At 36.9% G+C, this 19,947-nt stretch carries 18 protein-coding genes and 1 pseudogene; 14 read left to right on the forward strand and 5 right to left on the reverse strand.

Features of this window, described 5'->3' with window-relative positions:
* The first annotated feature begins 170 nt into the window (after nucleotides 1-170).
* The 8 genes and pseudogenes from V7138_RS08140 to V7138_RS08175 all read left to right on the forward strand — a co-directional run bounded on the left by V7138_RS08140 (nucleotide 171) and on the right by V7138_RS08175 (nucleotide 10,658).
* Complete coding sequence (locus tag V7138_RS08140; protein ID WP_335395880.1) at nucleotides 171-1,361, forward strand: ABC transporter substrate-binding protein; 1,191 nt, start codon at nucleotides 171-173, stop codon at nucleotides 1,359-1,361.
* A 436-nt stretch (nucleotides 1,362-1,797) separates the two neighbouring features.
* Nucleotides 1,798-2,652, forward strand: coding sequence for a branched-chain amino acid ABC transporter permease (locus tag V7138_RS08145; RefSeq protein WP_335395882.1), 855 nt, complete (start codon nucleotides 1,798-1,800; stop codon nucleotides 2,650-2,652).
* Between the two features lie 18 nt (nucleotides 2,653-2,670).
* A complete protein-coding gene (locus V7138_RS08150) occupies nucleotides 2,671-3,624 on the forward strand; it encodes a branched-chain amino acid ABC transporter permease (RefSeq protein WP_335395885.1) in 954 nt (317 codons plus the stop codon).
* Nucleotides 3,625-4,053: 429 nt separating this feature from the next.
* Complete coding sequence (locus tag V7138_RS08155) at nucleotides 4,054-4,803, forward strand: ABC transporter ATP-binding protein (protein WP_335395887.1); 750 nt, start codon at nucleotides 4,054-4,056, stop codon at nucleotides 4,801-4,803.
* The gene (locus V7138_RS08160; RefSeq protein ID WP_335395890.1) at nucleotides 4,796-5,536 is read left to right on the forward strand and encodes an ABC transporter ATP-binding protein; all 741 of its coding nucleotides are present in this window, start codon (nucleotides 4,796-4,798) and stop codon (nucleotides 5,534-5,536) included. Before V7138_RS08155 ends, V7138_RS08160 begins: the two co-directional genes overlap by 8 nt.
* Before the next feature lie 386 nt (nucleotides 5,537-5,922).
* Nucleotides 5,923-6,441, forward strand: a pseudogene (locus V7138_RS08165) (alcohol dehydrogenase); the annotation flags it as partial.
* Between the two features lie 146 nt (nucleotides 6,442-6,587).
* Nucleotides 6,588-9,743 carry a DEAD/DEAH box helicase gene (locus V7138_RS08170; protein ID WP_335395893.1) on the forward strand — a complete coding sequence of 1,052 codons (3,156 nt, stop codon included), beginning with the start codon at nucleotides 6,588-6,590 and terminating at the stop codon, nucleotides 9,741-9,743.
* Nucleotides 9,744-9,899: 156 nt separating this feature from the next.
* The gene (locus V7138_RS08175) at nucleotides 9,900-10,658 is read left to right on the forward strand and encodes an NERD domain-containing protein (RefSeq protein WP_335395895.1); all 759 of its coding nucleotides are present in this window, start codon (nucleotides 9,900-9,902) and stop codon (nucleotides 10,656-10,658) included.
* 364 nt (nucleotides 10,659-11,022) lie between these two features.
* Here the strand turns inward: V7138_RS08175 and V7138_RS08180 are convergent, their stop codons facing one another.
* On the reverse strand, nucleotides 11,023-11,277 hold the full coding sequence (locus tag V7138_RS08180; protein WP_335395896.1) for a hypothetical protein: 255 nt from the start codon (nucleotides 11,275-11,277) through the stop codon (nucleotides 11,023-11,025).
* A 224-nt stretch (nucleotides 11,278-11,501) separates the two neighbouring features.
* Here V7138_RS08180 and V7138_RS08185 point away from each other — a divergent pair, with 224 nt between their 5' ends.
* The 3 genes from V7138_RS08185 (at nucleotide 11,502) to V7138_RS08195 (ending at nucleotide 12,149) form a co-directional block, all read left to right on the forward strand.
* Nucleotides 11,502-11,732 carry a DUF1659 domain-containing protein gene (locus V7138_RS08185; RefSeq protein ID WP_335395898.1) on the forward strand — a complete coding sequence of 77 codons (231 nt, stop codon included), beginning with the start codon at nucleotides 11,502-11,504 and terminating at the stop codon, nucleotides 11,730-11,732.
* 36 nt (nucleotides 11,733-11,768) lie between these two features.
* Nucleotides 11,769-11,984 carry a DUF2922 domain-containing protein gene (locus V7138_RS08190; RefSeq protein ID WP_335395900.1) on the forward strand — a complete coding sequence of 72 codons (216 nt, stop codon included), beginning with the start codon at nucleotides 11,769-11,771 and terminating at the stop codon, nucleotides 11,982-11,984.
* A 66-nt stretch (nucleotides 11,985-12,050) separates the two neighbouring features.
* Nucleotides 12,051-12,149: a YvrJ family protein gene (locus tag V7138_RS08195; RefSeq protein ID WP_335395903.1), complete on the forward strand. Its 99-nt coding sequence runs from the start codon at nucleotides 12,051-12,053 to the stop codon at nucleotides 12,147-12,149.
* A 41-nt stretch (nucleotides 12,150-12,190) separates the two neighbouring features.
* On the opposite strand, the gene V7138_RS08200 is transcribed toward V7138_RS08195, so the two are convergent.
* From V7138_RS08200 to V7138_RS08215, 4 genes are all read right to left on the reverse strand, one after another.
* A complete protein-coding gene (locus tag V7138_RS08200; protein ID WP_335395906.1) occupies nucleotides 12,191-12,817 on the reverse strand; it encodes a DUF2238 domain-containing protein in 627 nt (208 codons plus the stop codon).
* Between the two features lie 148 nt (nucleotides 12,818-12,965).
* Nucleotides 12,966-14,126, reverse strand: a complete 1,161-nt coding sequence (locus V7138_RS08205; RefSeq protein WP_335395908.1) for a Ger(x)C family spore germination protein — start codon at nucleotides 14,124-14,126, stop codon at nucleotides 12,966-12,968.
* Between the two features lies 1 nt (nucleotide 14,127).
* Nucleotides 14,128-15,558 carry a spore germination protein gene (locus V7138_RS08210; RefSeq protein ID WP_335395910.1) on the reverse strand — a complete coding sequence of 477 codons (1,431 nt, stop codon included), beginning with the start codon at nucleotides 15,556-15,558 and terminating at the stop codon, nucleotides 14,128-14,130.
* Nucleotides 15,555-16,640, reverse strand: coding sequence for an endospore germination permease (locus V7138_RS08215; RefSeq protein ID WP_335395912.1), 1,086 nt, complete (start codon nucleotides 16,638-16,640; stop codon nucleotides 15,555-15,557). Before V7138_RS08215 ends, V7138_RS08210 begins: the two co-directional genes overlap by 4 nt.
* A 267-nt stretch (nucleotides 16,641-16,907) precedes the next feature.
* On the opposite strand from V7138_RS08215, the gene V7138_RS08220 reads away from it, so the two are divergent.
* From V7138_RS08220 to V7138_RS08230, 3 genes are read left to right on the forward strand one after another with little or no spacing between them, the layout of a single operon-like run.
* Entirely contained in the window at nucleotides 16,908-18,071 is a 1,164-nt protein-coding gene (locus tag V7138_RS08220) for a Gfo/Idh/MocA family protein (RefSeq protein WP_335395914.1), read from the forward strand.
* Nucleotides 18,072-18,092: 21 nt separating this feature from the next.
* Complete coding sequence (locus tag V7138_RS08225) at nucleotides 18,093-18,821, forward strand: ThuA domain-containing protein (RefSeq protein ID WP_335395917.1); 729 nt, start codon at nucleotides 18,093-18,095, stop codon at nucleotides 18,819-18,821.
* Nucleotides 18,822-18,854: 33 nt separating this feature from the next.
* On the forward strand, nucleotides 18,855-19,937 hold the full coding sequence (locus V7138_RS08230; protein ID WP_335395920.1) for a Gfo/Idh/MocA family protein: 1,083 nt from the start codon (nucleotides 18,855-18,857) through the stop codon (nucleotides 19,935-19,937).
* Nucleotides 19,938-19,947: the final 10 nt, after the last annotated feature.

A 19,947-nucleotide genomic window follows, 5' to 3' on the forward strand; every position in this document is an offset into this window, starting at 1 on the left:
TCTACCTAGTAAATAAAGGATTTTAAAAAATAAGCATATACGCTAATTATGTGGGTTAGGAGGAAGGGGTTGATTCAGAAAATTCACAGAGAAAAAAACTAGCTGGTATAGCGGGATTGGTTACTTAAAAAAGGGGTAATGAAAATTATAATTAAAAAAGGAGATTAAAGATGACTAAAAATTTAACTTTGATGAAGGTTTGTTTCATAGTATTCATTTCCCTTGTGGGATTATTGTCTCTTTCAGGATGTGGCAATAATGAAAGCTCGTCGGTTTCCAAAGGAGATAAAGATACCATCAAAATAGGGGCATCTCTTCCATTGTCAGGAACTATAGGTTACATGGGAAAAGAAGTTGATCAGGGAATTAAAGCAGTTATTGAAATGACAAATGACAACGGAGGGATAAACGGACAACTCATCGAGTATGCTGGTGTTGATGATAGCTATGATCCATCTGTACATCTGTCCAATACGAGGTTTTTGGTGGAACAAGAAAATGTTGTAGCCCTAGTAGGAAGTCTCGGAACGGAGAGCTTACTTGCCGCTGCTAAGTACCTGAATCCCAAGAATATCCCTGTAATCGGTGCACTTAGCATCGCTGACAGCGTAAACAATCCAGCTCAAAATTCCTTGTTTGCTCTTCCTTCTCCACAATCAACAGGGGGTCCTGCTTTGGTGGAATACGCTGTGAAGGACCTGGGTGCAAAAAGGATTGCAATGGTTTATCAAAACGATAGTTGGGGGAAACCTGCTTACGAATTTGCGAAGAAAAAATTGAATTCACTTGGTCAAGAGTTTGTAGCTGTTGTAAACTTTGAACCTGATGCAGGTAATATGTCTACGCAATTCCATCAAATTCAAAAAGCTGATCCGGATGCAGTTATCTTATACGCAATGGGTAGTCAAGCTGCACAATTTGTAAATGAAGTTGGGAATTCAGGGCTCGACTGGGATATTTTAGGTGCAGACGGTATAAATAGTCCCGACTGGGTCGAATTGGTAGGGGAAAATGGCGAGGGGGTTATAAGTCTATCAAATTATCATACTTTAGACTCTCCTGAAATGGAATGGGTTAAAGGTTTGCATGAAAAATATGGTTATCCGACCCCAACTCCAAATTCCCTAATGGGTACCTCTGCAGCTTTAGTATTTGTTGAGGCTGCGAAAATGATAAAGGGTGAAATAACATCAGAAGCACTGTTAGAAGCAATGGAAAACATCAAAAATTTTGATCAAAATAATATCGGACCCGAAATCTCATTTGGGAAACTAGAAGAAGGACCTGATAGTAGAAGGGGTCAAACTGATTTAGTAATTGTTCAAGTACAAAATGGACGTTTTGAAACCATAACAAAATAAAAAATCGAATTTATGAAAGCGCTATATTTTGATAAACGTACGCTAAATCTACCAAAGTTATGTCTATTTGAATTTATGTGGATCCCAAATATAAGTCCCTTCATTAAATAAGTTCCATATTTTCTGTAATTGATGAAGGGATTATATTCATTTATGGGCACTGGGCTCTATGTAAGGTACCGTAAGGATTAATAAAGGTGTGACTCGGAGAGTGAATTCAGAGACTAGAAAAAAGGTATCATCGAGCCGGGATTGAGGTTGAAGTCTTAAACTAAAAACCAACCCTAAATCGAGGTTATCTGCTGAGTTTCATCTTGTAACAAAGAAGGTAGAGAAAATTTAATTTTAATTCTCTCTAGAGAAAAGATTTTCCCTATAAAACTAGAACCAATAGAAAAAGGAAAATAAATCGAAGAGGTGTAGAGGTGTTAAAATAATGATTCAATTAATAATAGACGGAATAGTGTATGGCTCTATTTTTGCGCTTTTGGGTTTTGCAATTAGTGCAGTCTTTATGACTACTGGAGTAGTAAACTTTGCAATTGGGGAAAGCATAACTTTTTCAATGTATGTAACCTACCTTACCATAGTTTACTTCAGTATTCCCTATCCTGTAATCATACTAGAGGTTTTGTTATTAACAATGGTTATTACTTATTTAATATCCAGGTTTATTATTCAACCATTATTGCCATACGGTCATCTAATTGCAACCATTGGAACTGCTTCAATGTTTATTATTCTACCTATATTAACTATAAATTTGGATACACAAAGTCGTAAATTCCCAAATCCATCAATGGATTTTCTTAAGAATTCATTTGTTAGCTCTTGGGATTTAACTATTATTATTGTTTCAGCAATAATCGCAATGGGTTTATATTTATTTGTGATGAGATCGAATTGGGGAATAGGCATACGTGCAATTAAAAGCAATCAAGACTCTGCTATATCCATTGGTCTACCAGTAAATAAAATTTTTTTCATCACCGTTGGTATTTCGGGACTTGTCGCCGGAATTGTTGGTTTATTAGCTGCACCTAAATTATTATTAGCACCCAATTTTATGTTCCCTCCTTTTATTGCTGCCATAGCGGGAGCAGTTTTGGGTGGATTGAGGAATCCAATGGGTGTATATGTAGGATGTTTATTAATGGGAATATTTCAAAGTTTAGCTGGTGGTTATTTTGGTAATATTGCTCACGAGGTCATTCCTATTTTACTCATTCTACTTGTACTAATCTTGAAGCCAGAAGGTTTATTTTCGAAGAAGTCCGAAACACGCGTGTAAAAGATAGGAGGCGGATTAATGTCACTCAAATCAAGTACTTTATCTTGGTTAAGTTTGTTTATAATTGGAGTTTTATGGGTTTCTATCTTTGGTTCATATTTTCAATTTTTGTTTGTTTTATTTGCGGTCTACATCTTAGCTTCTATAGGAATGAACTTTTTAATAGGTTTTACGGAACAAATATCATTAGGGAATGCAGCTTTTTTTGGCATTGGTGCATATGCTTTCGCAGTATGTCAAAGTTTTGGTTATAGTAATGTTTTTGGAATATTACTAGGCGCACTAATAGCCTCTGCTTTAGCTTTTCTAATTGGACTTGTTACAATTAGAATTCTAGATATTTACTTAGCCGTCGGTACATTGGCACTACCTTTTTTATTTTTACAGCTTACAAAAGAGTTGGATATTACGGGGGGAACAGGCGGCTTGTCCGTAAGTCCATTAATAGGTAAAACAAATGCTGAGCCTGTAGAAATTGTATTAATTGTTAGTATAGTTGCCTTATTGGGTTTTATATCTTCCTTAATAGCTAAATCTTTTGTAGGTAGAGCTTATCATGCTACTCGTTTATCTGAACATGGTGCAAAAGCGAGAGGAATTAATATTGTCAAGTACAAGATTTCTGCTTTTATGTTAAGTGCTTTTTTAACCTCAATTGGAGGTAGTTTTTATGCTGCAATTGTAGGGTATATTAATCCGGGACTTTTTGAAGTTCAGATTAGTGTTAACTTTATAATTATGGCTATTGTGGGAGGGCGTGGGTCGATAGCAGGATCAGTTTTAGGTGCGGCTTTCATTGTTATTATTCCTGCCGTTTCTAACATTATTGGATTTGGTCAATGGCAACAAATTGGACTGGGAATTGGTTTAGCAGTCATTCTATTGTCTTATCCTTCTGGTCTCTATGGTATATTAGTTGCTATTTTAAATAGGCTATCTGCAATTAGTATATTTAAAACTGAGAAAAACTAAGGTTAAACTGAAGTGACTTTTAATGAGACTGTGGTTAATCTCAAGTAAGGTTTCAAAAAATCCTGAAAGTGATAATTTTAAAATATCTTTTAGTTTTGTGAACTTAATTTTGGGGTATTCAACAGAATAATATTATATTATTTGTACATTTACACAATAACGGTTTTAACACACTTGAACCTTTGGCAGCCAAATTTGCTTAGTTTGAAAACATCCGTTTTGACTTAATATTGATCCATTAGGATGGTGAGCCTATTACGTATAGCTCATTGTAAGTGATAAAAGGGAAAATATGAATAGGTAAAAGAGTGAATAAACAAACTATTCTATCAGTCTTTGTTTTCGTCTAGGTATGATTAATGCTCAAGGACTAAGAGCTATGGTGTTAATCAACTTTATTTTAGATTAGAAGGAGAGGTTAAAACTAAAATGATAAACAAAAGTCAATTGAAAGTTACAAACTTATCCTTAAACATAGGTGGAATTAAAATATTAAAAGATATCTCCTTCTCAATGGGACAAGGGAATATTATTGGTTTAGTTGGACCAAATGGAGCTGGTAAAACCACTTTAATAAATTGTGTAACTTGTTTTGAAAATCGTTTTCAAGGTGATATTTATTATAATGGGGAAAGCATTAAGGGAATTCCTCCTAATATTTTACCGAAATATGGTATTGTAAGAACCTTTCAAAACCTAGGTTTGTTTACAGAATTAAGTGTTAAGGATAATCTTTTAATCGCGTCTCATATCAAGTTTGAATCAAATATTTTGAGAATGTTTCATAATGAAAAAATCGTAGAAAAAGAGATAATAGAGTTATTAAATCAAGAATCAATATCTCCTGAAAGATTGGTTCAGGATTTGTCATACGGGCAACAAAAAATTGTGGAATTTTTATGTGCCTTGATTCAACGGCCGAAGGTTTTAGTTCTTGACGAACCAGCAGCAGGCTTAAGTGCAAAGGAAAAAGATAGGATGATAAAAATGATTCAAATAAAACAAAAAGAACTTGGATTTAGTTTGCTAGTAATTGAACATGATGCAAATTTTGTCTCCCAATTATGCGAAAGTGTCATAGTACTTCGAAGTGGTGAGTTTTTAATACAAGGTAAACCAGAGGCAGTTTTTAAAGATAAAGAGGTAATTAAAGCATGGATAGGTGAGAGCGATGTATAAAGAAAAAACATATTCCGATTCAAGCGTTTTAGACGTTCAAGATATGTCTGTGTTTCATGGGAAATTAAAAGCAACAAACAATGTTTCCTTTAACCTAAAGAACAATGAAGTTCTTGCAATAGTTGGGCCTAATGGTGCAGGAAAAACATCAATAATGATGGGTTTAAGTGGTACGGCTTATGTAAGTGGAAATATTAATTACATGGGTATGTCCCTTCACCGAAAGACTAATCGTTTACAGGAGGGTATTGCTCATGTACCGCAAGGAAGAGGTATTTTTGGGGATCTTACGGTTAGGGAAAATCTACTTTTAGGAAAGCTTGGTTTAGCCAAAAATGCTGAGACTAGTGATATAGATGAGGTAATAATGTTTTTTCCAGTTCTTAAGGAAAGAATATCTAAGCTTGCAGGAACTTTAAGCGGTGGAGAACAACAGATGTTAGCAATTGCTAGAGCTATGATTAGTAAGCCAACTTTACTATTATTGGATGAGCCAGGTATGGGACTTGCTCCAAAACTGAGAATAGAGGTATATGAAAGAATTAAAAAGCTTTTAGAGGATAATCAAAAGAAGATGTCCATATTAATTTGTGATCAGGAGATAGGATACGCATTAAGAATTGCAGACAGAGTTAGTGTACTGCAGAATGGTGAATTAGTATTCAGCGACTCCGTGCAAAATGTTAATATCGAGGATATTAGTGAAAAATATCTGGATGTGCATCTAAAATAGGAGCTTGAAGATGAAAAAGCCTTTTAAGGTTAAATAATCATGCTCAGCTTCCATTTTTTTAACCCATAGCATAATCTCCTTAGAAGTTTATTCTGGGAGATTTTTGCGATGAAGAAATCAAACAAGTGTAGAAGGAAAACTAGTGCAATGTTATATTGAATTAGGTACTTAATTATCCTTGCTATTATCTGAGTATTAAATAAAGGATTATCCAGATAAAATTACTTTTAAACAATGTAGTATCATTTAGGTTTTTGGGAGGCGTCTCTTCCTTTTTCCAGAATTTAAGTGTCGTAATATTTCGAGTTATGTAAATAGACATTATACTCGTCAAATTCTGGACAAGCAAAACCGTTAACTTTCAGCATTATGGGATGGCGATAACAGAAGAGGTATATAAGAATGGTCAAAATCTAGAAGCAAGAGAAAAAATGTCATTAGGAGCTTTAAAGGCTGGTATCTCTTTTTCAAATGCTTCTGTTTGTTTGGTTCATGGCATGTCCAGACCAATAGGGGCTTTATTTCATGTCCCGCATGGAGTTTCCAATGCCATGTTGCTACCGGCAATCTTGGAATATAGTCAATCAGCTTGCGTTGATCGGTTAGCAAGTATTGGACTGTTCATTAAACCAGAGTTAAGTGGGTATCCTCAAAAGGAAATAGCCAATAGTGTGGTACAAGAAATAAAAAAACTTTGTTTGAATTTGAATATCCCAAACATGAAGGAGTGGGGGATACAAAAACAAGAATTAGACAAAGTAGTAGTAAAAATGGCGAAAGATGCGGTTGCAAGTGGAAGCCCTGCAAACAATCCACGAATTCCGACTGAAGAAGAAATTATCGAATTATACCAACTTTTTTTTGATTATGATATGAGTAAAGCTATAAACGAATCCATAAAATAATCCCCAAAAACTAGTTCGCAACTTCTGAACTAGTTTTTTTATTTCAAATCACTACCTACATATTACTTTCTAAGGCGAAAAGAAGGATTTTTCGACACGGAAATGGAAACTATTTAACAAAAGATAAAAATTTACGAGGTGACTCCATGCTTAAGCAGGGGATATACGAAGAAATTATTTCACAAAAATTAAAGAAGGATCTAGCTAATCTCGATATTGAAAAATACGACATTGGCAAGGAGCCAATTGATACAGAAGAAGCGAGAAAGCTCCTTTCCTCATACATTTCAACCGTTACAAGACGAGCTCTAAAGTTTGTGAGGGATAGTCAAAGTGATGATCAACAGGCTTTACTTGAACAAATTCGAACCTGTAATGAAATCATAACTGTTTTAAGTGAAAGTCTTGACGAAGACGAGTTTCGAAGTCTGAAAATCGAGGAAGAGGGTGAAGTCCTAACTTCCATCTATTCAAAGATGAATTCAATTCGAAGCATTCGTATAGGAGAGGTCATTCGACCAGTTACCCCCATTTCGCAAAGTTCACTATTTACTGGATCAAACTACGAGCCAAACATGCTTGGTGAATTGAAAAAGGAGATTTTGACTGCAGATTCGATTGATATGCTTGTTTCATTTATAAAATGGAGCGGGCTCAGAATCCTAATCAATGAATTAAAGGAATTCACAGAACAAAAGGGTAAAAAGCTTCGTGTCATAACGACATCATACATGGAAGCGAGTGATTACAAGACAATCTATGAGCTGAGTCAATTGCCTAATACCGAAGTCAAAATTTCCTATGATGTCGATCGAACTAGGTTACATGCAAAAGCATATCTGTTTAAAAGGGAAACTGGTTTTAGCACGGCATATATTGGTTCTTCAAATATCTCAAATCCAGCCCTCACATCAGGCTTGGAATGGAATATTAAAGTAACGGAAAAGGATTCCTTTGATATTGTGAAAAAGTTTGAGGCCACCTTTGAAAGCTATTGGAATGATCACGAGTTTGTGCCGTTTTATGCAGATAAACAGGAGGATCAAGACCGACTTAAAGCAGCACTTTCAAAATCGAAAATGCAAAACCAAAGTAATCTACCCATTCTTTTTGATATCCAACCCTATTTGTATCAAAAGGAAATTCTTGAAAAGCTTCAGGTTGAAAGAGAAGTGTTCGGTCGATTTCGAAACCTACTTGTTGCAGCAACGGGTGTGGGGAAAACTGTCATTTCAGCATTCGACTATAAGCGTTTCAAGGTCAAAAATAAACAATCCGCGAAGTTATTATTTGTAGCACATCGTGAGGAAATATTAAAACAAAGCTTAGATACATTTCGAGTGATCTTAAAGGATCCTAATTTCGGGGACCTTTTAGTTGGAAATAACGAACCAAGCTCGTTGGATCATCTATTTGTCAGCATCCAAAGCATTAATAGTAGAGAACTACATAAGCACACGACAAGTGATTATTACGATTTTATTATTGTAGATGAATTCCACCATGCTGCAGCAGAATCTTATCAAAAGCTATTAAATCATTATCAACCGACAATTTTACTGGGACTCACGGCGACGCCGGAAAGAATGGACGGAAAAGATATTTTAACGTATTTTGAGGATACCATTTCAGTAGAAATGAGATTGACGGAGGCAATTAATCGAAAGCTTCTAAGCCCGTTTCAATATTTTTGTGTAACAGATACCGTTGATATTTCCAAGCTAAAGTGGAGTCGTAAAGGTTATGAAATAAAGGAACTAGAGAATGTTTACACCTCTAACACAATTCGCAGTAATCAAATCGTAAAAAGCCTATATAAATATGTAACCGACATCGATGAGGTCAAAGGGCTTGGATTCTGTGTGTCGATTGAACATGCAAAATACATGGCTGAATTTTTTAACAAGGCCGGAATACCATCAGTTGCATTATATGGAAATGTTGATTCAACGGTAAGAAGAGATGCTCAGAATCAGTTAGTAAATGGAGAGATTAAATTTATCTTTGTTGTGGATTTATATAATGAAGGAATCGATATACCAGAGGTCAACACGATCTTATTTTTACGTCCAACTGAGTCCTTAACAGTTTTTCTCCAGCAATTGGGCCGTGGGTTGAGGCTTGCAGACGGAAAGGAATGCCTAACTGTCCTTGATTTTGTGGGACAAGCCCATCAAAACTATAACTTTGAAGAAAAATTCCGATCATTAATCGGAAAAACAAAGCATTCTGTATCCTATTATGTTGAAAATGGCTTTTTGAATGTTCCAAAAGGAAGCTTCATTCAGCTTGAAAAACAAGCAAAGGAATACATCCTACGAAATATAAAAGCAAGTAGTAATACGAAGGTGAATCTTGTTTCGAAAATGAAGTATTTTGAGCAGGACTCAGGTGAAAAACTCACCTTAAGAAATTTTCTAAAGCATCATCATATGTCGATCTATGATTTTTATGGAAAAAACCGAAATCGCAGCTTTACAAGAATGATGGTAGAAGCAGGACTGAAGGATGATTTTCAATGGGAGCATGAAAACTTCGTAACGAGCCGTTTACAAAATTTATTTTTCTTAAATTCAAGTACGTTGTTAAAATTCTTGCTTCGTTTTATTGAAGAAGGTACTGTTCGAAATGCAGAAGAACGCATCATGTTAAACATGTTTTATTATTCCTTCTACAAAGCTTATCCAGAGAAAGAAGGATTATCATCAATTGAGGAAGGAATTACAAAAATAGTATCGAATCACGATTTCCGTGAAGAAATACGTGAGATCTTACAGTATCAATTCAACTCAATCGAAACAATGGAGATCGAGAATGACTTCTCATTCATTACGCCATTACGCGTACATTGTAGCTATTCAACAGCTCAAGTAATGGCTGCACTCGATTATTATAATGAAGAAAAAACACCAGCATTCCGGGAAGGGGTAAAGTACTTCCAAGATAAAAATTTAGACATTTTCTTCATCACATTAAATAAGTCAGAAAAAGATTTCTCGCCGTCCACATTATATGAAGACTATGCGATTAACGAAAAGCTATTCCACTGGCAAACACAAAGTAGAGTAGCCGAACACAGCCCAACGGCACAACGCTACATTCATCACAGAGAAAACAATCATCAAATTGCGCTCTTTGTCAGAGAATACAAACAAGAAAACGGCCACACCGCCCCATTTGTCTTTCTCGGAACAGCAGACTATGTGAAACATGAAGGAAACAAACCAATGAGCTTTGTGTGGAGGTTGAGAGAGGAAATGCCTTCGTATTTGGTGTCGAGGGCTAATAAGAATGTGTTGTGATAATTATATTTAAAAAGGAGTCGATTAGACTCTTTTTATTTGTGGTTATATTTTCCTATTTATAGTAAAAATTTGTAAAATATTGTGGTATAATCTAGAAAAATGTAGAAATTCTGTTTGCGGCATATTCTACAAACCATTCTAGAGGTGAAATAGATGGAACTTTTAATAATATTTATAGCTTTAATTCTATTTATACTAGGTATGCCCAAGATTAAAGGCTTCCTAGGTGAAGCATCCGTACGACTCTATTTAAACAAGCTTGATAAAGAGAAATACAAGGTGTTTAATGATGTTCTTATTCCATTAAAAAACGGAAAAGCATCACAAATTGATCATGTTGTAGTGTCCCCATTTGGAATTTTTGTAATAGAAACGAAGAATTACAAAGGTTGGATTTATGGTGATTCTAAAAGTAAATATTGGACACAGGTAATTTATCAACGCAAGGAAAAGCTTTATAACCCAATTTGGCAAAACTACGGCCACATAAAAGCCCTACAGGAATATTTAGAGAGCGAGAACGAAGAAATCTACCATTCTATCGTTTCCTTCAGTAATCGTGCTACTCTTAAAAAGATAGAAACGAGTGATACAAATACAAATGTTGTGTATTCGTCAGGTCTTGTAAGGACCATTCATGCATATAAACGTGTTAAATTAACTGCTGCTGAAGTCCAACAAATAGCTGTAAAACTAGAGAAGACCTTGAATGCAGATGGAGACAAGAAAAAGAAGCATGTTAAGAACATCAAAGATTCACAACGCTTTTATCAATATAAAATTAATGCGAATATGTGTCCCAAATGTGGTTCCGATCTTGTTGAGCGAAAAGGTAAGTACGGTATATTTACAGGGTGCAGTAATTATCCAAAGTGTAGGTTTATTGTGAATAATAAAAAGGCAAACATGTAAATTATAGCAATTGATTTTAATGCATTTGTTTTGCTTATACAGCTTGATTTTTTCAAAGTATTACTTGCAGGGATATCAATCTCTAATTGCTAGCCATAAGCCATTCCTACACAAGCGTTTCTTCGCTTCAAAATCCAATATAAATAAACGATCTTGTCTACTTGTAGGTCATTTTTCAGCCAATCTGGAGTGCTCTTTTTTTGGAGTGGATTTGAAAAGGTTTGCTGGTGCTTTTGCATTTTAAGGGCAAGGCATGCTTTTATTTTTTTGCATCATATTCTTCAATTTTTCTAAATCCATTTTTTCGAAAAATATGAAATAGCCCTTCTTCATCATCGATTGCTTGCTTAGATGAAGAAGTAGTCTATGATGTATTCTCTGTAGTACTCTCTGTGTAATCTATGGTAATGGTCTGCTCAAATTGAACACATCGATCTGTCAAAGTTGAACAAATCATTTCTTCTTCGTGAAAAGTCACGGGTTTTTCTTCATCTTCGTTAGAATCTTCGCTACTTTGTAATTTTGTTTCTTCGCGTTTTAATTCATCCAACAATTCATAATTAATTGTATAAATAGGTTGTTTTGGAAATAAGTCACAAAAGGTTCCATTTTTAGACACATTTTTGATAGCTAAACGATACGTACACGACTCGTCTTACGACACGTGTACAAAAAGAAAAAAATAAAAAACAACAAGATCTTTATCCAAGCATAGAGAATGATCTAAAAGGGGTTAATCCCCAGAATAATTGATTAGGTCAAGTTCTTTTTAAAAAATTTAAATTAAATGCCCCTTTTTGCCCCTTACCTCTCTATAACATAGGTGTAAAGGAGGTGAGGGACATGGCAGCAATGCAAGATATTCAACGTTCACAGTTACGCTTTGTATTTGAAAATGGGACTGATGGCAAAGGGAAAATGATCTTAAAAACCAAAAACTACAACAACATCAACCCATTTGTATCAGCTGATGACTTATATTCAGTAGCTATTGCAATTAAAAAACTTCAAAGTTTACAGCTTGTAAGCTTAGAACGTAATAATAGCTACTCGTTAGCTGGTGACGGACAGTAAGCTTCAAACCAATTTTAAAGAAAGGTGGAGTCAACAGTGGCAAAAACACTAGAAATGCAATTTATCAATGAAGATGGAAAAACGGCAACAGTCTCCATTGAGAATCCAATAGAACCTGTTGATACAGCAGCGCTTTCTGCTGCAATGGATCTGATCGTATCAACCGATGCATTTTTTACAGCGGGTGGTTCGATTGTCGAGAAAAAAGGTGCACGTATTGTTGAACGTAATGTTCAAACTGTTGAACTATAATTCGAATGGGGCCAGCTCTCTATTAGGGAGTTGGCTCTACTTATGTAAAGAAAGGGGGTAGTTTTGGTGGAGCAGTTTTTGCCTTTTATTCAAGAGGTTGGCTTTCCTGTAGTTGTGACATTTTATCTATTGCACCGAATCGAAACGAAGAAAAGTATATCGTAATAACGAGAACACCTGACAACTCACGTCAGGTGTTTGTTAGGTTATCTTGTTAATTTATTCATTAATCGGTTATGATATTTGCTGAAAATAAGTAATGCAAGAATGGTTCCTAACAGGTTCAAAGACATATCCCATTGAGTATCCCAGATATCCCCTTGAGTACCTAAGAAGTCCTTCGCAGCCTTTCCACCATGTGCTATTTTAGAAACCAACCACTCAATAATTTCATATAGGGCTGCAATCGCTAAGGCAGCACTTAAAACAAAAGTATTTACCCAGAACCCTTTTTTCAACTCGGTTTTCCTGATGATGATTTCTCTAATTACAATGGCAAGTAGACCCTTAAGAAAATGCCCAAACCGATCATAGTGATTCCGGTTTAAATGGAATTCGTCTTTGATCCAATTAAAAAGAGGAACTTTAGAATAGGTATAATGACCGCCAACAAACGTAAGAATGCAAAGAATTGCAATAATCACATATGCCAGGGTTGTAAAACGGAATTTATGGTATGTCGATATTAAAACAACTAGCACAATAACTGCCGGAAATACTTCTAAAGCCCAATCACCATAGGTGTCAGGTTTTATTGCTGACCAAACCAGTACAGACATGACAATGAATAGAAGGAAAATATGTATCCTTGTACTTTTTTTATCTCTCTTCAATGGTTTCACTCCGGATAAAGGGATTTTGCTTATTAGTATTTCAATTTAAAGAAAATACAATACCTTGCTGGGTTAGATGTAGTTGAAAAACATAAATCGTAATGACAAAGACACCTGGCGGGTAGCGTCAGGTGTTTTTTCGATGCAATCATTCTTTAATTTTGATTTTCCGATTTTTAAATGAGCCTGAATGTTCGAGTGTAATATGTGCTTCAATGGATTCTATGCTGTCCTCTCGAAGCAAGGCATCCTGATTTTTTAGCTTTTTCCATTCATGAGGATGTTTTCTGTATACCTGGTGCTCCAAGTTTAAGAAATCGACATTATGTACTAGGCCAAATTGATATAATTGTCGTATTTCAGAAATAATCCCTTTTCTAACAAACTCCTCCATCGCATTTACATTGATTGTATTGTTCGTAATGCGGTTGCTTACATTACCATTAGCTAGATAAAGAATGGTAAAACGGAACCTTCCGTCTTGTTTGACGGGCTGAACTTTTACCACTTGGTCTTCAACGACTGTAATAAATTCTGGTTTTGTTTCATTTGGTACAAGTAAAGAAGCACGTACGGTTTCCGGAGCCAGCCAGCGCAAGCCTTTTATTTTCTCATACGGAAAATGTCCTTTGTATGTTTTGCTATCTAGAAAAAACGCTCCATCAATCGTTAGTTTCGCCTCGTTCTTTTTATTTTTCTTCCATTGCTTGTCGTCAATCGCGAGTGAAGGAATATACGTAGTCCGACCGGGGTCAAAAAACTCGCGTGCGAATTGATTTAATTTTACCGGCCGGATCGTCGAGCTTTGTTCATATGAACTTTTCGGACTATGTAGAATCGTATTTAATGAATTTTGATTGAAGAATCCAGTTGTAGATAACACATCGAGTAAGGAGCTCTTTGTCCCAAATATCCATGGAGTAGGACGGAATTCATAGTAGCGTGTCAAGCCATCAAAAATACTATCCATTCCTTTCTCCAATGCACTTTCGCTCAAAACAATTGCCGTGACATGGGCCCAAAGAAACTTTTCTTGGGACGTATGATAAGCCTTAAAAAATGCATCGATAAAGGTTTTTCCGCTTGTTTCGGAAACATACACTTCTGGTGGACCTTTTTCACCACCTTCTCTTTTTGCAACAGAGGATAATCCAATCATTTGAATCGAGACATAATATTCACCATTCCGGTAATCGACACCAATGGCGGTTGCAAAGTTTTGATTTTCAATCTCACCGATGTCATTGTTGCAAGCTGTAACTAGGACTAGACATAGAAAAAGATTGATACAACAAGTTATTCGTTTCATCCTACTTTCTCCGCTTCTGAATAAAGGATATACCAAATTTTTTCCGTTTAAATGGGTCCACAAACAAGGCTGCTAGGTATTCTTTAAATGTTAATGAAGCAACTGGTTCAAGATATGCTACCTCAAAGGATTCCAATTTAGACAGATAAATAAGAATGCTAAAGAATCCAACAAAAAGTCCGTACACTCCTAAAAAAATCGATAGTAATAACGTATAAACTCTGAGGATACTGACGGTTCCAACCAATGATTGATTCACAAGTGTATAGCTTGCGACCGCTGTTAACGCAATGACAACAATCATTGTTGGAGATGCTAGACCTGCTCGAATGGCTGCATCTCCGATAATGATTCCCCCAACAATTGATACGGTTTGTCCAAGAATGGTTGGCATTCGGACTCCAGCTTCTCTTAATAGTTCAAATAAACCAAGAATAAAGAGTGCTTCGAGCCCAATAGGTAATGGTAATCCTTCACGTGAGACAACGACAGTGGCTAATAAGGCAAACGGCAGCTGGTCAATATTGACAGATGCAAGTGAAACCCAAAAACCCGGTAGGAATATCGCCACTAATAACCCAACAATCCGAATAAATCGTCCAAATAGCACAAAATAGTAAGGGAAATGAACATCCTCCGGCGATTTAATGAGCTCAAAAACATTGATAGGTCCAATTAACACAGAGGGTGACCCATTTATAATTAAGATAAATCGTCCGCGCAACATGCATTCGATGACATAATCCGGGCGTGTCACATAATCAAATAAGGGAAACAAAGAAAACGTGCGGTCAGAAATCCATTGTTCTAATTGCCCACTGCTAACAACGCTATCGCCTTGAAACTCCGTAAGTCTTTTCCTGACTTCCTCTATGATTTTCTTATTGGCTTTATCATCTAAATAAAGCAGTGAAACCTCGGTCTTACTTAGCGAACCTAAGGTAAAGGACTCACTATAGAGTTGCTCTGACTTCATTCTTTTTCGGATTAAGGCAATGTTTACATTCATCTCTTCAGTAAAACTATCTTTTGGTCCTTTAATTGAAACCTCAGTCGTTGATTCTTGAGGTTTACGTTGTGGTACTTTGCTAATATCAACCCCATGAAAAAAAGGAGTTCCTTCTCGAAAGATAATGAGTGAACCAGAAAAGACAAGATTCATCATCTCTTTCATGCTTTTCACATGCCGGACAGGCGGGAGTTCTTCGAAATAGCGCCGTGGTACCTGTTTGCCAATACTCAGGAGGATCCGATTAAAATACTCGTTTAACTGGGTTGTATCTAGCATTCCTTTGCAATAAAAAGCTTGAAGAGACTCGTCATGTTCAATCGGAATAAATTCAATATCGGCATAGTGACGAAAAAAATGTTTTACTTCATCACAAGTCAAGCATCCGTTTGCTAACAAATCATCAAATTCATCCATGTTCATAGGCTTTGGGTTCCTTTCTTCATTGGCAAGTAGCTAATAATCAATAAAGAAAACGAAATGACTATCGCACATATAAATGCAGCAGGATAAAAGTATTTTCGAATTAATGTTTGCACCCACAAGTCACTTAGGGGGATTAACGTCAATAATCCTAAAAGAATGGAGGTAACGAAGAAGATTTGCTTTTTTTTAACAGGATGTTTATCCCCTTTAACCATATCTGACAAGAGATAAAGTCCTAATGATACCCGGATAAGCTCGCCGCTCAATAATTGAAACACGGTCAAGAAGTCAACATGCGAAATATAATTCCCTAGCGTAATAAGTCTCCATTGCTCAAAGGCTGGAAATCTCATATCAGATGCAACTGATGGACCAAATGAAGCCAGGGAACCCGTGGTTGGACCAAGTATCAGACCAACTAAAATCGTAATCAGAATGAAAAGATTAAGAAACGTAAATGACTTTTTTAAGTGGTGCTGAAGAAGTAATAGAACTAACAAATCTGCACTTCCTCCAAGAATGATAATTGACCCTTTAATAAGGGGTTGATAACCATCCACAAGAACAGGAAATAGATAGGAATAGTCTTTTTCATTAAGCGTAAACCAAGCTACAAATATCCCAAGTATCCAAACAATCGGCAATAACACAGCAGAAACACTGACAATTGATTTTAAGCCACTATAAGCGGACCAAATACAAATCAAAAGAAAAGGGAGCATCACAACCATGGATGGGGTTCTTGGCAGAAAATATATATTTACAGATTGAATTAAATCATAAAAGGAAATAGCACTGATCGAGAAGACATATAGTGCAAGGATGGCGATGATGACGCGAGAAATCGCACCCCCCACACGTGATTTGATCCAGTCATAAAGACAGAGTCGCTGGTGATTTTTCTTTAAGATTAAAGAAAGAATGTATCCCCAAAACAGGAGAATAGCATAGGCGAAAAATACAGAGATCCATGCATCACGTTTTCCGGATGAAAGCAAATGAGGCATGATGAGCACATGATTGGAAATTCCGATAAAAAGAATGAGCACAAAAATTAATTGAGTACGAGAGAAATGCATTCCACCACCACCAAATAAGTTCCACTACTCCTAGGATTTGATAGAGTTTCCAAATTATGCATAACGAGAGGATGAGATTAAAAGTTAATTTTGAGTGGAGGGCGAGTTTGCATTTAGATTTGACCTCTAAAATTAGTTAATTGATAATAGCAGAATTTTTACAAAAAGGTAGAATCTTACAAAATGATCATTAACGTTATACGCAAAATATGATTAAATGGAGGTGATACATAAACATCATTACAGGTATGAAATGAGGAGGTAACAATGGATAAGCAAATTAATATCGGTATGATAGGTTACAAGTTTATGGGGAAAGCGCATTCTCATGCATATCGTGATCTATCTTTGTTCTTTCCAGACAAGATACGCCCTGAAATGAAAGTGATTTGTGGCCGAAACAAGGAAGCGGTTGCAGAGGCGGCCAGACAATTTGGGTGGGAGGAGCATGTAAGTGATTGGCGGGCGCTTATAGACCGCGATGATATTGATTTGATTGATATCAATGCGCCAAGTGATGTACATAAGGAAGTCGCAATTGCGGCTGCAAAAGCGGGGAAACATATTTTTTGTGAAAAGCCGTTAGCCCTTTCTTTACAGGATTCCCGCGACATGCTGGAAGTAGCGGAAGCGGCTGGTGTAAAGCATATGATTGGCTTTAATTATCGTTTTACCCCAGCTGTGAGACTTGCGAAAAAACTGATTGATGAAGGAGCATTGGGGGAGATTTATCATTTCCGTGCTTGGTTCCTTCAGGATTGGTTAGTGGATCCGAATTTTCCTCTAGCATGGAGACTTCAAAAAGAGATTGCGGGTTCTGGTTCACTCGGTGATTTGGGAGCACATCTGATAGATATGGCTCATTACTTAATCGGTGATATGACTGAAGTCATTGGGATGAGTGACACTTTTGTAAAAGAGAGACCACTACCTGAAAATATGACAGGCTTATCGGCTACCGGGAACAAACAAGCTGAAAAAGGGCTAGTAACTGTTGATGATGCCACTTTATTTATGGCGCGATTTGCCAATGGTGCGCTGGGAAGCTTTGAAGCAACACGATTTGCAACAGGTCATAGAAGTACCAATTCGTTTGAGATTAATGGAAGTAAGGGCAGTGTTATTTTTGATTTCGAGCGTTTGAATGAACTTCAGGTGTATTTTACAGATGACAGGGAAGATGCACAAGGATTCCGTCGTGTTCTTGCAACAGAGCCAGTCCATCAGTATATTGATCGCTATTGGCCAGCAGGACACACCATTGGGTATGAACATACGTTTATCCATGAAATAGTGGAATTTATGGATGCAATTCAGGAAGATCGTCAGCCCGTACCTAATTTTAATGATGGTGTTAAATGCCAGGCAGTATTAGAAGCCGTCGAACATTCGATTGAAAAACGTCAGTGGATCAAAATATCAGACTTGTAAACTACTAAGGAGTGTCCAGTTATGCAAAAGAAGGCGTTAATTGTTTGGGGTGGATGGGATGGTCATGAGCCTGAACAGGTTGCCCACATTTTTAAAAATATCCTGGAAGATGAGAATTTTGATGTAGTGGTTTCAAATTCACTTGATACGTATGCTGATTCTGAAAAGCTACAATCACTAGATTTACTTGTTCCTCATTGGACAATGGGGGAGATTGAAAAGAATTATGTTCTATCGATTTCACAAGCTGTCGCGAGTGGAGTTGGCCTTGCAGGTTGTCATGGGGGAATGTGTGACTCGTTCCGCAATAATGTTGATTGGCAATTCATTACGGGTGGAAATTGGGTGGCTCATCCCGGAAATGATGGTGTGGAGTATATGGTGAACATGAAACATAGCTCAAGTCCGTTATTAGAGGGATTAACCGATTTTAAAGTTGTTAGTGAACAGTATTATCTTCATGTCGACCCAGCCGTGGAAGTACTTGCTACAACTAGATTCCCAGTTGTAGATGGACCTCACGCGACCAACAAAGCGGTTGATATGCCGGTTGTATGGACGAAACGTTGGGGACAAGGGCGGGTCTTTTATAGCTCCCTAGGTCATCGCGCGTCTATTATTGAAATGCCTGAGGTTTCACTAATTATGCGCCGTGGATTTCTATGGGCTGCAGAAGGGAAGCAGAAGACAGAAAACATGCTGAAAGCTGAAAATGTACGAGCATACACAGGAATGGGAGATAGCCAGTAAAAATTTTTTAAGCCTATAATTTGGGGGAACATAATGAGCAAACTTAACGTTGGTATCATCGGATGTGGAACAATCAGTTCAATCTATATGGAAAATTTACAAAAATATAATCATCTTGAGCTTCTTGCTTGTGCGGACCTAGATGTGGAGCGGGCAAAGCTACAGGCAGAAAAATACAGTGTGCCTAAAGCATGTTCTGTTGAAGAGTTATTGGCCGATTCGGAGATTCAGTTGGTGATTAATTTAACGATTCCGCGTGCACATGCGTCAGTTAGCCTTCAAGCATTAGAAGCCGGGAAGCATGTGTTTACGGAAAAACCATTAACGGTCACACGGGAAGAAGGTAAACAAATCTTAGAAACAGCCAAGAAATACAATCTACTTGTCGGTGGGGCTCCAGATACATTTTTAGGTGCTGGGATTCAAACGGCGATTCATTTGATTGAAAATGGTGAAATCGGGGTTCCAATTGGTGCATCTGCTTTTATGATTAATCGTGGCCATGAACATTGGCATCCAGACCCTGCCTTTTATTATGATCAAGGTGGGGGACCGATGTTTGATATGGGTCCGTATTATTTAACGGCATTGGTGGCACTATTAGGTCCGATGAAGCGAATTTCTGGCACAACAAGGATTAGCTTTCCAGAGCGAACAATTCTAAGTGAACCGAAAAAGGGAACGAAGATTAAGGTTGCCACTCCGACGCATATTGCTGGAGCCATTGATTTTACATCAGGGGCAATTGCAACCATTACTACTAGCTTTGATGCATTTGGCGGGACATCCTTGCCACCAATTGAAGTGTATGGAAGTGAAGGAACGCTTCTAGTCCCTGATCCAAATCAATTTGGGGGACCTGTTAAAATAAGAAGAAAAGACGAAAAGGAGTTTGCAGAAGTTCCGCTTATTTTTGAGGCTCCAAAGAATAACCGTGGCATAGGTGTGGCTGATATGGCCAAAGCCATTCTATATGGTGAATCCTTCCGTGCAAACGGTGAACTTGCCTATCATGTGCTAGAAGCCATGCATGGCTTCCATGATTCTTCGGATAGTGGAAGGCATTATTTGATGGAGAGTACCTGTGAGAAACCTGTTAAGCTAAATAAAATCTAAAGAATAAAAT

Origin of the sequence: Bacillus sp. JJ1533 (assembly GCF_036965045.1) — a bacterium.
In the GTDB taxonomy this organism is placed as follows: Bacteria; Bacillota; Bacilli; order Bacillales; family Bacillaceae_L; genus Ferdinandcohnia.

Bases quoted from the DNA above. Each gene is read 5' to 3' on its own strand.
- V7138_RS08140 (WP_335395880.1), top strand. From the start codon at position 171: ATGACTAAAAATTTAACTTTGATGAAGGTTTGTTTCATAGTATTCATT.
- V7138_RS08145 (WP_335395882.1), top strand. From the start codon at position 1,798: ATGATTCAATTAATAATAGACGGAATAGTGTATGGCTCTATTTTTGCG.
- V7138_RS08150 (WP_335395885.1), top strand. From the start codon at position 2,671: ATGTCACTCAAATCAAGTACTTTATCTTGGTTAAGTTTGTTTATAATT.
- V7138_RS08155 (WP_335395887.1), top strand. From the start codon at position 4,054: ATGATAAACAAAAGTCAATTGAAAGTTACAAACTTATCCTTAAACATA.
- V7138_RS08160 (WP_335395890.1), top strand. From the start codon at position 4,796: ATGTATAAAGAAAAAACATATTCCGATTCAAGCGTTTTAGACGTTCAA.
- V7138_RS08170 (WP_335395893.1), top strand. From the start codon at position 6,588: ATGCTTAAGCAGGGGATATACGAAGAAATTATTTCACAAAAATTAAAG.
- V7138_RS08175 (WP_335395895.1), top strand. From the start codon at position 9,900: ATGGAACTTTTAATAATATTTATAGCTTTAATTCTATTTATACTAGGT.
- V7138_RS08185 (WP_335395898.1), top strand. From the start codon at position 11,502: ATGGCAGCAATGCAAGATATTCAACGTTCACAGTTACGCTTTGTATTT.
- V7138_RS08205 (WP_335395908.1), bottom strand. From the start codon at position 14,126: ATGAAACGAATAACTTGTTGTATCAATCTTTTTCTATGTCTAGTCCTA.
- V7138_RS08210 (WP_335395910.1), bottom strand. From the start codon at position 15,558: ATGAACATGGATGAATTTGATGATTTGTTAGCAAACGGATGCTTGACT.
- V7138_RS08215 (WP_335395912.1), bottom strand. From the start codon at position 16,640: ATGCATTTCTCTCGTACTCAATTAATTTTTGTGCTCATTCTTTTTATC.
- V7138_RS08220 (WP_335395914.1), top strand. From the start codon at position 16,908: ATGGATAAGCAAATTAATATCGGTATGATAGGTTACAAGTTTATGGGG.
- V7138_RS08225 (WP_335395917.1), top strand. From the start codon at position 18,093: ATGCAAAAGAAGGCGTTAATTGTTTGGGGTGGATGGGATGGTCATGAG.
- V7138_RS08230 (WP_335395920.1), top strand. From the start codon at position 18,855: ATGAGCAAACTTAACGTTGGTATCATCGGATGTGGAACAATCAGTTCA.